Annotated in this window: 11 protein-coding genes; 5 read left to right on the top strand and 6 right to left on the bottom strand. The window is 47.7% G+C overall.

Going from position 1 to position 13,854, the window contains the following annotated elements:
- Nucleotides 1-42: 42 nt before the first annotated feature.
- From HPY28_RS09770 to HPY28_RS09760, 3 genes are all read left to right on the top strand, one after another.
- Entirely contained in the window at nt 43-4,461 is a 4,419-nt protein-coding gene (locus HPY28_RS09770) for a hypothetical protein (protein WP_174230492.1), read from the top strand.
- 83 nt (nt 4,462-4,544) lie between these two features.
- Complete coding sequence (locus HPY28_RS09765; RefSeq protein WP_145958313.1) at nt 4,545-4,733, top strand: hypothetical protein; 189 nt, start codon at nt 4,545-4,547, stop codon at nt 4,731-4,733.
- Between the two features lie 22 nt (nt 4,734-4,755).
- Nucleotides 4,756-5,145, top strand: a complete 390-nt coding sequence (locus HPY28_RS09760; protein ID WP_052168357.1) for a M67 family metallopeptidase — start codon at nt 4,756-4,758, stop codon at nt 5,143-5,145.
- Between the two features lie 36 nt (nt 5,146-5,181).
- On the opposite strand, the gene HPY28_RS09755 is transcribed toward HPY28_RS09760, so the two are convergent.
- The 6 genes from HPY28_RS09755 to HPY28_RS09730 form a co-directional block, all read right to left on the bottom strand.
- Nucleotides 5,182-5,370: a hypothetical protein gene (locus HPY28_RS09755; RefSeq protein ID WP_017251140.1), complete on the bottom strand. Its 189-nt coding sequence runs from the start codon at nt 5,368-5,370 to the stop codon at nt 5,182-5,184.
- Nucleotides 5,371-5,386: 16 nt separating this feature from the next.
- Nucleotides 5,387-5,683: a ferredoxin family protein gene (locus tag HPY28_RS09750; RefSeq protein ID WP_007726971.1), complete on the bottom strand. Its 297-nt coding sequence runs from the start codon at nt 5,681-5,683 to the stop codon at nt 5,387-5,389.
- A complete protein-coding gene (locus HPY28_RS09745) occupies nt 5,683-6,978 on the bottom strand; it encodes an FAD-dependent oxidoreductase (protein WP_017251139.1) in 1,296 nt (431 codons plus the stop codon). Before HPY28_RS09745 ends, HPY28_RS09750 begins: the two co-directional genes overlap by 1 nt.
- Complete coding sequence (locus HPY28_RS09740; RefSeq protein ID WP_173622415.1) at nt 6,971-7,993, bottom strand: electron transfer flavoprotein subunit alpha/FixB family protein; 1,023 nt, start codon at nt 7,991-7,993, stop codon at nt 6,971-6,973. The genes HPY28_RS09745 and HPY28_RS09740 overlap by 8 nt, the downstream gene beginning before the upstream one ends.
- The gene (locus HPY28_RS09735; RefSeq protein WP_069845507.1) at nt 7,990-8,820 is read right to left on the bottom strand and encodes an electron transfer flavoprotein subunit beta/FixA family protein; all 831 of its coding nucleotides are present in this window, start codon (nt 8,818-8,820) and stop codon (nt 7,990-7,992) included. Before HPY28_RS09735 ends, HPY28_RS09740 begins: the two co-directional genes overlap by 4 nt.
- Nucleotides 8,821-9,053: 233 nt before the next feature.
- Nucleotides 9,054-11,315: an immune inhibitor A domain-containing protein gene (locus tag HPY28_RS09730; RefSeq protein ID WP_017251136.1), complete on the bottom strand. Its 2,262-nt coding sequence runs from the start codon at nt 11,313-11,315 to the stop codon at nt 9,054-9,056.
- A 397-nt stretch (nt 11,316-11,712) separates the two neighbouring features.
- Here HPY28_RS09730 and HPY28_RS09725 point away from each other — a divergent pair, with 397 nt between their 5' ends.
- Together HPY28_RS09725 and HPY28_RS09720 are read left to right on the top strand one after the other, a co-directional pair.
- Nucleotides 11,713-12,471: a TrmB family transcriptional regulator gene (locus HPY28_RS09725; protein WP_017251135.1), complete on the top strand. Its 759-nt coding sequence runs from the start codon at nt 11,713-11,715 to the stop codon at nt 12,469-12,471.
- Nucleotides 12,472-12,595: 124 nt separating this feature from the next.
- Complete coding sequence (locus HPY28_RS09720; RefSeq protein ID WP_174230491.1) at nt 12,596-13,783, top strand: MFS transporter; 1,188 nt, start codon at nt 12,596-12,598, stop codon at nt 13,781-13,783.
- Nucleotides 13,784-13,854 lie beyond the last annotated feature (71 nt).

Here is a 13,854-nt window from a genome sequence, read left to right as displayed (position 1 = left end):
TGTCTATATGGGAAAGCCAGACGGAAAAAGGAGGACAACACTGTGTACAAAAGGAGAATCTCCAATGCGAACAAGTCGAGAGAAAATGAGAAGCTCCTCCTGCTAAAAAAACAAGCACACTACTACGAAGAAAAAGCAAACCAACTCATGCAAGAAGTGTGGTACCTACAGAAGCAGATAGAGGAAACATCCCAAAAAAATGAAACATACAGAGAGCAGCTTGAACAATTGAACCAGAACCTCCACGATTTGGACAGCAAAGGGGCAGAATGGAAGCAGCGCTTGAATGATTCACAAGACATGCTTCAAGAAATGAAAAGCAAGCTCGACTACTACGAGCATCTCCTGAAACAACGGGAAAATGCCATAACCGACCACCAGGAAACAGAAGCAAAACTAAAGAGTTCGATCGACAGCTTGCAAACCGAGATCAGAGAGCAGCGAAAAGGTCCACGGCTTGAAGAAATCATGTCCAAACATCAAGCGCAGGAATCACACTTACGCGAGCACATAGAATTGCTCCAACGGCGAGTACAAAGTTACGAACAAAAAGAGGCACAATGGCAAAAAACGTTACACGAGCAAGATCAGCAGCATCTGAGTCAAATCGAGGAGATCCTGCATGAACGCCAACAGCATTTAGACATGATAGAACATCTGGAGCAGCAACAGCTCACATGGAAACAAGCTTTGGATCATGTAAATGAAGAGTTTGAAAGTGCGCAGATGAGACAGCACGAGCAACTATCCAAAATGGAGTCATTGAATCAGCAGTTGGAGGAAGCACGGGCACGGGAAGAGCAGACACTCTCTGACCTAAAGCAGTTTACAGAAGCAAACGCAAATTGGGAGCAACGAAAGCAGGAACTACAGGTGAGGGAGCAAAACCTCCACGCATTTGAGCATAGTCTCACGGCACAGGAGCAGGAACTTCACGATCTTGAGCAAGAGTTGCTGGGGCAAGGGCAGGAACTGCATTCCCTAGCGAGTAGCCTTCAGACGAAAGAGCAGGATCTACTCTCTCTCGAACAAGACCTCCAATCGAAGGGGCAAGAGCTGCATTCTCAGACGCAACACCTACAAAAACGGGAGCAGAAACTTCTCGATCATGAACAAGAGCTTCAGACGCAATGGTTAGAACTGCATTCTCAAGCGGATAAACTGCAGACGAAAGAACAAGATCTGCTTGTTACAAATCAAAGGCTCGAGGCTAAGGAGCTGGAGCTGCATTCTCAGACACAAGAACTTCAAGCACGGCATCAGGAACTTGTCGGGCTTGAGCAAGAGCTCCTTGTTACCGACCAAAAGCTCGAGGCTAAGGAGCTGGAACTGCAATCTCAGACACAGGCACTTCAAGCACGGCATCAGGAACTTGTCGGGCTTGAACAAGCGTTACAAGCGCAAAGATTAGAAATGCACTCTCAGGCACAAGACCTCCATGCACGAGAACAGGATCTTCACGTTCTCGAACAAGTGCTTCAAACTCAAGGGCAAGACCTTCAATCCCTAGCTCATAACCTCGAGACGAAAGAACAACAGCTCCAGTCCAAAGAGCTCGTGTTGCATTCTCAAACGCAAGACCTCAACGCACGGGAACAAGAACTTCTGGGGCTCGAACAAGCGCTTCAGACTCAAGGGCGAGACCTTCAATCCCTGACTCAAAACCTCGAGACGAAAGAACAACAGCTCCAGTCCAAAGAGCTCGTGTTGCATTCTCAAACGCAAGACCTCAACGCACGGGAACAAGAACTTCTCGATCTCGAACAAGAGCTTCAGACTCAAGGCCAAGACCTTCAATCCCTAGCTCAAAACCTGCAAACGAAAGAACAACAACTCACGTCCAAAGAGCAAGAGCTGCATTCCCAGACGCAAGACCTCAACGCACGGGAGCAGGAACTTCTCGATCTCGAACAAGAGCTTCAGACTCAAGGCCACGACCTTCAATCCCTGGCTCAAAACCTGCAGATGAAAGAGCAGCATCTCACTTCCAAAGAGCAAGAGCTGCATTCCCAGACGCAAGACCTCAACGCATGGGAGCAGGACCTTCTCGCTCTTAATCAAAAACTTCAGACGAAAGACCAAGAACTTCAATCCCTGACTCAAAACTTGCAGACGCAAGAACAACAGCTCCACTCAAAAGAGCAAGAACTGCATTCCCAGACGCAAGACCTCAACGCACGAGAACAGGAACTTCTCGATCTTGATCAAAAACTTCAGACGAAAGACCAAGAACTTCAATCCCTGACTCAAAACTTGCAGAAGCAAGAACAACAGCTCCAATCCAAAGAGCAAGATCTGCATTCCCAGACGCAAGACCTCAACGCACGGGAGCAGGACCTTCTCGATCTCGAGCAAGAGCTTCAGACTCAAGGGCAAGACCTTCAATCCCTAGCTCAAAACCTGCAGACGAAAGAGCAGCATCTCACTTCCAAAAAGCATGAGCTGCATTCCCAGACGCAAGACCTCAACGCACGAGAACAGGAACTTCTCGATCTTGATCAAAAACTTCAGACGAAAGACCAAGAACTTCAATCTCTGACTCAAAACTTGCAGAAGCAAGAACAACAGCTCCAATCAAAAGAGCAAGAACTGCATTCCCAGACGCAAGACCTCAACTCACGAGAACAGGAACTTCTCGAACTTGATCAAAAACTTCAAACGAAAGACCAAGAACTTCAATCCCTGACTCAAAACTTGCAGAAGCAAGAACAACAGCTCACTTCCAAAGCGTTAGATCTACATTCCCAGACGCAAGATCTCAACGCACGGGAGCAGGACCTTCTCCATTTTGAGCAAGAGCTCCAAGTACAAGGGCAAAAACTGCAGACACAAGCAGATAATCTGCAAACAAAAGAACAAGAACTAACCATCCTCGAACAAGGTATTAAAGCTCGGGGGCAAGACCTTCTCACCCAGGCGCAATACCTTCAAGCACGAGAGCAAGACCTTTACACTCTCGAGCAAGAGCTGCAAACGCGCGGGCAAGAACTTCTCTCTCAAAATCAAAACCTCCAGACGAAAGAACAAGAGCTGCTCACTTTCGAGCAAGGGCTTCAGGCACGAGATCAAGAACTTCTCGCGCAGACGCGAGACCTTCAAGCAAGGGAAGAAGAACTAAACGGTTTTGAACAAGATCTGCAGGTACAAGGAAAAGAGCTACAAGCTCATGCACAGGCGTTGCAGGTTCAAGAACAAGAGCTCAAGACCCATGAACAGGGGCTTCGGGATTGGGAACAAGCCAACCTCTCCCAGGAGCAGGCGCTTTTGGCTCAGAGCCAAGAACTACAGGTTCAAGAACAAGGGCTTCAATCCCGAGAGCAAGCACTACAGCTTCGCGGACAGGAGCTTCTCTCACATGAGCAGGAAATCCACTCCCACGAGCAAGAGTTACTCACACTAAAACAAGAGCTGAACGAGCGAGATCAAGAGCTACACAACCAAGAGCAGGAGCTCCAGGCTCAAGGGCATACCCTACACAATCGTGAACAGGAATTGCTTACTCGGGAGCAAGAACTAAATACACTGGAATTGGCCCTCCTCTCTCAGGAGCAGGAAATACATGTTCAGAGGCAAGATTTGCAAACCCGAGAGCAGGAGCTACAAGTGCAGAATCAAGATAGATACACCCGAGAGCAGGAACTTGAAGCGCAAAAACAGGATTTACGTACGAAAGAGCAAGAGCTAGAAGCCACCCGCCACGATATGTTGCAAAAAGCAATAGATCTCGAACAAAGTTGGACAGCAAAGCACGAAGAGACTTCTCAGCAATTAACAGAAGCTCTCCTTGAGCTGGAAGCAGCTCGGTTAACGAAAAATCAACTCGTCGCTGACTATAAAAAGCTGGCCGAATCGCATTCCCTACATGAGCAAGAATTGCAGCAAAGCATCCAAAAACGCGACGAAGAAATCCAACAAACACAAAACACCGTTAAGAGTCTCCAGTCGGAGTTAAAAGATACACAACAGAAATTAACGGAGGCACAGGATCGTATCAAAGCTTTTCAGCAACAAGCCAAGGAAACCGACGAAAAGCTCGCAAACGTCTCTCTTCAAAAAACTAAATGGAACGAAGTACTGGAGAAAACTACCCAAAAATACGACTCTCTGTTAACAGAAAAAGAAAAAGCTATTGAGCAGTTTACATCCCAGGAGCAAGTATTGAAAAAGACGATCACCGGACTCAAAAACGTGGTGAAAGATCTCCAAAACACCGAAGAAAAATACAAGCAAATCATCAAAGAATTCACGCAAAAAGAAGCTCGAACCAATAAAGCCTTCAGTCAACTCCAGCATAATGCCCAATTTCAACCGAGTACTCAATTCCAGCCAAACACCCAATTCCACCCAAGCACGCAATTCATGCCAAGCTCCGACCCCTCCACTCAACAACTATCTTCCACACCAGTAAAGATGCAGATGCCCTATCCCAAAAATGGCAACGAGTTCAACCCCTTTCGTTGAAAAGTTGAAAATGTGCGAGAGCCGTTACCATGTGAATCTATCCTGAATACAACATAATACAGTACAGAAAGGGAGGAAAAACCATGACACCTGAACAAATGCGTGCACTGTATCAGCAACGTCAACAACATCAAGTCCATCCTGCTCAGCGTCCATCGAGAATGCCGCCATCACCATTGCCAAAATCCGGTCCGGTTCACAGAGTCCAACCGCAACCGTCCGTCCAGAATAGAACGAGCGGAGGTTGCTGCGGCAGGCGTTGGCAGGGCTAATCTTTTAGAGATCCCCTTTTCCTTGACCCGTGCAGTCTGGGATGAAATCATCCGAGATTCCCTGGAGAAGAAGCCAAATGAAACGTGCGGATTGCTTTCCGGTAGAAATGGGAGTGCACAGACGGTTTGGCGTATGGAAAATACATTGAAAAGCCCGGTCGCCTTCGCCATGGACCCCAAGCAGATCCAACACGTTTTCCACAAAATGGCGTTACGTGGGGAGCATTTGGTCGGGATCTATCACTCCCACCCTACTGCACCTCCCATTCCGTCACCTGAAGATATTGCTTACTGTCATTACCCGGAGGTCGCGTATCTCATCGTTTCGCTCGCTTCTCCACAACCAGTTCTCGGCTGTTTTCAAATTGAGGGGCCTTTTGCTCGGGTGTATCCTTATACAGTCCGTAACTAGTGTCAAATTCACTCAAAACAAAAGAACAGTGGGAATTTACTCCCGCTGTTCTTTCTGTTTTTGAAGATCGCCATGTTCCATTGAACTGGGCAGCAGCCATTCCCTTTTCTCCCAGCTGACAAAATCATCTTCCCACTTTACCTGGAAGCGGTCCTCCTCAATATGAATAACGACTCCCTTTGCACCATCCTTAACGTATACGACCAGATCGCCTACTTGTATCACCGCTCATCGCCGCCCATTACCCGAGTCTGAAGATGATTCCGTGCCCACCCTTCGGATACACCCATTTGATATTTTCGTACGGACAACCAATGCGGCAGCTCCCACACTCGTGACACCCTTCGTAACCGACGTGCATCCGCACTTCTTCCCATTTGTATACTTCCGCAGGACAGAAGATCGTACAGAGCTTATCAGGGCATTGCGTCGCACAAACATCTGCGGAGAGCACATGCAGATGTGACTCCGTATCCGCTTTGAAGCGCACAAGGTACTGTTTCTCCTCGATTGACTGGCCCTTCGGTAGATCCTGCATCACTTCATCACCCTCCACGCATTCATCAAGTCACGCGCCATTTTCCATTTGTCCTTCGCAGAGCCGAGGTCGCTCCAGATTTTCTTCTGCTTGCTCCATTTCGAGCTGCCATCAACAGTAAACATTTGACTCGCCGCTTTGTTCATCATCGGAATATACTGTTCGAAATACTGCGGGAATTTTTCAAAGTGATGCGTTGCGTCCTTGTACTTTTTCAAATCTTGACCGACAAAGCTATTCAACAGATTGATTCGGTATCCGTCGAGCATTTTTTCGGAATAGTCCCCTGCCTCTTTTGCCGCCAGGATCGTTTCCGCCGCCATGACACCAGATGCCATTGCCATATTCGATCCCTCTCGATGGATTGCATTGACGAGCTGGGCAGCATCTCCTACGACAAGTACACCATTGCCGACAACTTTGGGAATGGAACGATATCCACCCTCGGGAATCAGGTGCGCCAAGTATTCCTGCTGCTCACAGCCTTGGATATACGGCCGAATCATCGGATGATTCTTAACATAGTCTAACAACTCATAAGGTTTGATCTTGTTTTTGATTAGACCTGACAGCATCGTCCCTACCCCAATGTTCAAGCTGTCCTTATTCGTATACAACCACGCCGTCCCCAAAATCCCTTTGGTCGAATCCCCGAAAATTTCAATCGTACAACCGTGATCGCCCTCTAAGTTAAAGCGATCCTCGATTATTTTGCGATCCAGCTTCAGTACTTCCATGACGGCGAGCGCTACTTCATCTGGGCGAAACTCTTTGTGGAAACCTAACGATTTCGCCAGCAAGGAGTTGACGCCGTCTGCCAGTACGACAACATCTGCATATAGATCCCCATCCGGTCGATCTGTTTTGATACCGACTACCTTGCCATTTTCAACAATGCACTGCAAGGCAACGGTCTCATTGAGTAACAGTGCTCCCTGCTGCACGGCTTTATCTGCAAACCATTGGTCAAATTTCGCCCGCAGCACCGTGAAATTGTTATAGGGTTCCTGGGCCCACTCCATGCCTTTATAACTGAAATTGATGGCTGATTCCTTATCGAGCATCATGAACCGCTGTTCGACGATCGGACGTTCAACAGGCGCCTCTTTGTAAAATTCGGGAATGATGTCTTCCATCGTTTTACGATACAAAACACCTCCCATGACGTTTTTGGAACCCGGATATTCCCCGCGCTCCATCAACAGAACATTTACACCCGCTTTGGCAAGCGTATAAGCACAAGCTGTGCCAGCCGGACCTGCTCCGACAATGATTACATCAAATTTCTCAGCCATACGTTACCTCCTTGTCCGGCTCCTTTTGGAATGCTTCAATGAGCAATGGCACAATTTCAAAAGCATCACCGACAATACCGTAGTGACAAGACTGGAAGATGAGTGCATTCGGATCTTTATTGATGGCAATGATCAATCCCGAGTTGCGCATGCCGACCAAATGCTGGATAGCTCCCGATATGCCGATGGCAAAGTAAATTTTTGGCGTAACAGTCACTCCCGTCTGCCCTACCTGATATTCATGACCGATCCAGCCTGCTTCCACCGCATCTCTGCTGGCCCCAACGGTTGCCCCGATTCGTTCTGCAAAGCGATGAATAAGTGCAAAACCTTCCTTGCTTCCGAGTCCTTTGCCACCAGCGACGATCACATCAGCCTCATCCAGACGCACCTTTTCCTTCGTCTCCCGGACGATTTTCAGTACTTTTGTGCGAATGTCTTCTTCACGTAGCTCCATGCTTTCTTCGATAATCTTTCCTGTACGTGACTCGTCTGGCTCAAGCGCTTTCATGACTTTTGGGCGGACGGTCGCCATTTGCGGTCGATGTTTTTTGCACAAAATGGTCGCCATGATGTTACCGCCAAACGCTGGACGGCTCGCCTCCAATAAACCTGTCTCCGCGTTCACATCGAGCATGGTCGTGTCAGCGGTCAGCCCTGTCTCCAAGTCCGTCGCGACAGCGCTCGCCAAATCTTTTCCGGTTGAAGTCGCACCGTACAAGATGATTTCCGGCTTGTGCTTTTGAACACATTCGATAACAGCTCGCATGTACGACTCTGTTCGGTAATCATGAAAAATCTTTTGATCGTATACATACACTTGGTCCGCACCGTATGGAAACGCCGTGTGGGCCAACTCCTTGATTCCATCTCCGATTAACAAGCCAGCAAGCGGCACGTCTCGCTTGTCAGCCATTTGTCTTCCCGCCCCCAGCAGCTCGAGTGATACAGGCGCGATACGGCCGTCACTCACCTCTAAAAACACCCAGATGCCACGAAAATCATCCAGATTCATATCTGCTCCTCCTTCACCCGAAACAGTCGCTGTTTATCGTGCAAAATTTCCATCAAGCGTGCGATTTGCTCGCTGGCGCTTCCTTCGAGTATCTCGCCACCCTTTGGCTTCTCTGGGGGCCAAACTTTTGCAACGATGGTAGGAGAGCCCTTCAGACCTAACTGCGTCCGATCGATATCCCCCAAGTCATCGACGGACCAGACAACGGGATTATATTTAGCAGCTCGAAGCATGTTAGGCAGCGGAGAATAAGGTACCTCGTTAATCTCCTTCTCCACGGAAAACAAACAAGGCAAGGTCGACTGAATGACTTCATAACCATCCTCCAGCTTTCGATGCACGATGGCGTAACCTTGTTCTTTGTTTATTTCCACTACTTTTTTCACACACGTGAGCGGCGGAATATCCAACCTTCTGGCGACACCCGGTCCGACTTGTCCCGTATCACCGTCGATGGTCATCTTCCCGCAAATGACGAGGTCGACTGGCTGGCTTTCTGCAATCTTCTCAATGGCTTTGGTAATTGCATAGCTGGTCGCCAATGTGTCTGCTCCGGCAAATGCACGATCCGTTACCAGATAGCCTGCGTCTGCTCCGATCTCGATACATTTCCGAATAGCCTTCACCGCTGGTGGCGGTCCCATGGTGACGACGGAGACCACACCCCCATATCGATTTTTCAAACGAACGGCTTCCTCCACCGCATGTGCATCATACGGGTTGAGAATGGCTGGCGCACTGGCGCGATCCATCGTATTCGTCTTCGGATTCATCTTGATGATTTTGGTGTCCGGCACCTGCTTAATGCAAGCAACAATATGCAGCATGATTGATCCCCCCTTGCTGCCGGGCGCGATACCTATGCCTGTACAAAAGGTTGCCTTTCTTACGCGCAATCAGATCGGGCAGCTTGTCGTTCATTGTTATAGCCTATTGCGATGAAGCCGAGCTTAGACCAGTAAAAACAGGCCTCTGAATTTAGATATCAGGGGCCTTCATGGAAACGTAAAAAGACGCCAAACATCAGCTTAGCGATGCGTGGCGTCTTTTGACTTATGAATTAATCTTTATCAATGGAGAGTTCAATCGTAGCATCCGTGAACTTCTTGGCAACTCTTTTCAGTTTGATTTCCAAACCGATTTGCGGCAGGATTTTACCGACTTCGGGCACTTCCGGCATCGAGTAATCATCACTGTCTTCAAACTCAGTTACTCCATCCAACGGCTCGTATTCCATGGTTCCCATAATGTAATCCAGCTTGATTCCAGAAGTGTCGTTCGGGCTAAACGCAGCGTCATTCACTTGGTAACGGGAGTCTGCAATTGCCTTTTTGTTACCTTCATCATTGTTCCAGTAACGTACTTCCTGATGGGCATCTACTACACCGAGCATGCCGTAGCCTGGATGCAGGCTCGTATTGTTGTCACGGGTTCTTTCATAGCGACCATCAAAGTACCAGATCACCATACCTGGATCATACGTGAAGAAAGAGTCGTTGCGTCGGAAATGCTTCAGACCAGCGTCAATTCCTTCGTGAGAACGCAGCTCAATTAGGTAGTACGCATCGAACATTTTTCCTTTTCCATCGAAGTGAGAGAAACCATCCAATTTGAACTTCTTCTCACCCTCTGCATCATCTGCGAAGATGACTTGTCCATCCGCCTCTACTTCAAAGTTATCCAAATAGAAGCCATCCATCACGAAAGCGACATCCGTTACATAGTTAAACTCGACTTGTACCTTTTTACCAGCGAACTCGTTCAGGCTGATTTCTTCTTTGTCCCAGCCTTTTGTTACGTCATCGTATTTTTGAACTTCTTTTTTCTCGCCTGTATCCGCGTCGATTACATTGACGCTCACGTAGTCATAGCCTTCCTCAATGCTTCTCCACGAATCGAATTTCATCGTTGCGGAGCTGACCCCTGATAAATCGATCACATCAGACGTCATTTTTGTATTCAGCTTGTTGCCTTCATCCGAGAAGTAGGCGTATCCACCATCTTTTGGCTCAACCGGCGGTTTCTTTTCGACCTTTGGCATGTTCAGCTTGATGACCTTGCCGTCCTTCTCAAGGCTGCTCGCATCAATGAGTCGAAGGGATCTCTTGCGCTTCTCTACATCCTTGTAGTCCAGCACGTACGGATTAATCCAGTTTCCACCGAACATTTGTTGCAGCACCATTTTGGACCAAGGATCAAGGCCAGTAGGTTCTGTTTGGAAAACCTTACCTGTATGGCTACCGGACGACATGAGGGACCAAGCACCTACTGGCGAATCTTTTCCGCCTCTTGTCGTGTCATACAAGTCTGGCAAACCGAGATTGTGTCCGTATTCGTGAGTGAATACGCCTGGTGCGCCATCCTCTGGTTGAATCATGTAATCAAACGCTTTGAGGCTTGTACCTGGAATTTCTACAGGTCTCTTCAAAGTCCAACGGTGGGACCAAATCGCATCTGCGTCTTCCCCAGTTTCTTCGCCGATCCCAGCATGAACGAGCATGAGGTTGTCCAGATTGCCATCTGGCTCCATCAGATCACCATCGCCATCGAAGTCATACGGATCGCGCTGATCGTACAATTCCTCTTTCCCGGCAATGGAATCCCCAACTGCCTCAAGCGTCTCGATTACTAGATCGCGCGGATTGGAATCGTCACCAGCCTTGGAATTTTCGCCATAATACTTGTAGCTATTCTCAGCCATCTGCCATGGCGTTACCACACCATCAACCGTCCACGTTTTTCCCGATTGCAGATAGAAATATTTCGCCATCGTTGTCATGCCGATACCTTCAGGAGTTTCGTACCCCTTCTGATCAAACAGCATCTCTTTGTAGTGCTTCTCGTTGAAGTCTTTCGTCCAAAGCGAGTCATTCACTTTTGGTAGCTGATTATGCTCCCGGTCAGGGAACTCGACAAGAGCGACAACGATGTTATCAGTATGTAGTCGTTTGGAAGAGCGCAATTCATCGCCATCCTCCATCTCAGCCACTTTCTGGGCTGCCTTCGCCAATGCTGCCTGCTGACCTCTGCTTGCTTCTTTACCGAAAGAGGTCGATTCGTCAACGCCGTGTGGTACTTTTTTGTCTTCCAAGTACTCGAGCAACGCCTCGTCAATCTCATCCTGATCGGCGTCTTCATCAATGATTCCTTGCTCCATTAACCCTTTAATCAGTCGCTCCAGGTTAACAGTGGACAAGTCTACATGCAGATCATGCTTGTCCTCTTTTGATTTGGCCAAACCAGCTGTAGGTGCAGCCACGAAAGTACTGAGCACGAGTGAGGAGGAAAATAAAACGGATAAGAGCTTCTTGCTTTTCTTCACTACGGTTCACCCTCTTTTTCTATCTATTTGTGATGCATCGGAAAAATCAAACCCCCAATTCCGACTATTCATAATTATTGCGTGATACGTAATTTTTGCCAAATTCTTTTCTTCGACAAAAAATACTTCCCGTTCAAAAGAAATTGCTCAATAAGGCTATCGAACTAGTTACGACAAGTGCCGAATTTTCGGCTAATCATTTATTCAAAGGGTATCTGTTCGATATATTACCGTTGTGTCTACATCCTAAAGACCTATAGAAATTTGTTGAATTTTGTCGAAAAAACCCGATATTTTTCTATCATATATTTCTTTCGCCCTCCTCTCTTTCTTGCAAAACAACTCGATTATCGGTACGATCGAATAAAAATGCTCGTGTTTTCCATGGAGGATTTTGATGCTGCAAACATTTGGTTTTTCTCTGTATGAGAGTAAAGTTTATGAAGCGTTGGCGTCTAGCGGCGAGCCTCTCGATGCAGCAATGGTCGTGAAGCATTCGGGAGTGCCAAAAGCAAAAATTTACGAGGTGTTGAATCGTCTGGTAGAAAAGGGGATGGTTCTTGACACCGTATCGGAAAAGAAAAAGCGGTATACAGCCCTGCCTTTGGACAGCCTGGTAGAAAAGCTGACCCGCCAATTTCAAACAGACGTCAAAAAATTGACCAGCTCCCTTTCTCATAAAACTGTACGTGATGACCGAGTCTGGAGCCTGAAGGTTGATGAATCGATCCGCGCGGAATGCAAACAATTGATCCAACGAGCAACACGGTCTATTCGCATCTCTGCCTGGTCCAATGATTTTTTGGAGTATGTACCCCTACTGGAGATGAAAGAAAAAGAAGGGGTGGAGATCGAAGCCTTGGTCATCGGGCAGATTAACACCAAGCTCTCCTGTGTTCATTCCTTTATCCCTGTGCAAGAGCATCAAGGCTTGGAGCGCTATCAGCTAATCGTAGCGGACCAAGATGAAATGATTTTTGCAGGCGAGGAGGACACGGGCTGGCATGCGATCAAGACACGCGGTCAACCTTTCGTCAAATTTTTTGCTGATTCGTTTTACCATGATGTCGCGTTGACAAAAATCACCCAAAAATATGTGGATCAACTCTTTGACGATGAAGAAATCCGCAAGATGATCATTCGCCTCCGATACTGACAATACCTGGACTTTGGCTTTTGGCCAGAGTCCTTTCTATTTGTAAGGAGAAATTTCTAGTTGCACATGATCAAAAAGGTTACTATTATGGTAGTAACCTTTTTACTTGAGAGGAGCTATTGTTTTGAATCCACGTGTCTTCATCTTAGCGATTGCTACCTTTGTTGTAGGTACGGTGGAATTGATTATCGGTGGTACGCTCGATCTGATTGCTCGTGATCTTCAGATATCGATTAGCGCTGCCGGACAATTAATCACCATATTCTCACTTGCATTTGCTGTTGCCGCTCCTCTGCTCCTGCATGTTACGAGGCGTGTTGAGCGCAAAAAGCTATACTTGTATGCATTAGCGGCCTTTTTACTGAGTAATGTGCTCGCGGCACTTAGTCCGAGCTACGCTGTATTAATGACGGCGCGCATCTTGAGCGCAGCAAGCAGTTCCATCCTGATTGTGCTGTCGATTACGATTGCGACGAGCCTTGTGGAACCTGCTTATCGCGGCCGTGCCATTGGCGTTATTTTCATGGGGATTAGCGGTTCGCTCGTACTCGGCGTCCCTGTCGGATTGGCTCTGGGGAATGCCTTCGGATGGCGTGCCCCGTTTTGGCTAATTGCGGCACTGAGTATCGTCGCGATGATTTTTATCCTCTTGTTTTTGCCAAAAGTCCAAACTGCACCGCCGATTCCGCTACGTGATCAAATGACTACCCTCCGTAGCAGCAAGCTATTCAGCGCCTTATTTATCGTCTTGTTAATGCTGACAGGTCACTTGACGCTGTATGCATACTTTACTCCTTATCTGCAAACGACGATGAATGTGGACGGAACGACACTGAGCTGGATTTATCTCTTGTTCGGGATTGCTGCCGTTGCAGGCGGTGGTATTGGGGGGTGGATCTCAGACAAATGGGGAGCAACCAAAAGCATTCTGTTCATCATTCCAGTGTTTGGCTTGATCATGTGTGTCTTGCCGTTTTTTACAGGCTCGCTATATTTGTTCTTGCCGATCATGGTAATCTGGAGTGCACTTAGCTGGGCTATTTCGCCAGCACAACAAAACTATTTGATCTCCTGCTCACCTGCTACCGCAGACATTCAATTAAGCTTGAATACTTCTGCCCAACATTTAGGTATCGCCCTTGGCTCTCTGGCTGGCGGTCTCGTCGTCGAGCGGTCATCTGTCATCTACACACCTTGGATTGGAGCAGTGTTCGTCCTGCTTTCGTTCGGGTTTGCCTTTTACTCGATCTCACGTCCATTTCAAGCACAGGAAAGCCAAGTAGCGCAGCCTGCGCCAGGACAAAATGCATAGCGACTCACCAAAGCAAAAAGCCGTCAAATCATTGACGGCTTTTTCTTTATCATCCTAGAATCGTTTTCGTT

The organism is Brevibacillus sp. HB1.2 (genome assembly GCF_013332495.1).
Taxonomy (GTDB): domain Bacteria; phylum Bacillota; class Bacilli; order Brevibacillales; family Brevibacillaceae; genus Brevibacillus; species Brevibacillus porteri.
This window is presented reverse-complemented; position numbering and strand designations above follow the sequence as displayed.

What these genes read in the sequence shown, in the direction of transcription:
- HPY28_RS09725 (WP_017251135.1), top strand. Translation starts at nt 11,713, where the DNA reads ATGCTGCAAACATTTGGTTTTTCTCTGTATGAGAGTAAAGTTTATGAA.
- HPY28_RS09765 (WP_145958313.1), top strand. Translation starts at nt 4,545, where the DNA reads ATGACACCTGAACAAATGCGTGCACTGTATCAGCAACGTCAACAACAT.
- HPY28_RS09735 (WP_069845507.1), bottom strand. Translation starts at nt 8,820, where the DNA reads ATGCTGCATATTGTTGCTTGCATTAAGCAGGTGCCGGACACCAAAATC.
- HPY28_RS09750 (WP_007726971.1), bottom strand. Translation starts at nt 5,683, where the DNA reads ATGCAGGATCTACCGAAGGGCCAGTCAATCGAGGAGAAACAGTACCTT.
- HPY28_RS09740 (WP_173622415.1), bottom strand. Translation starts at nt 7,993, where the DNA reads ATGAATCTGGATGATTTTCGTGGCATCTGGGTGTTTTTAGAGGTGAGT.
- HPY28_RS09745 (WP_017251139.1), bottom strand. Translation starts at nt 6,978, where the DNA reads ATGGCTGAGAAATTTGATGTAATCATTGTCGGAGCAGGTCCGGCTGGC.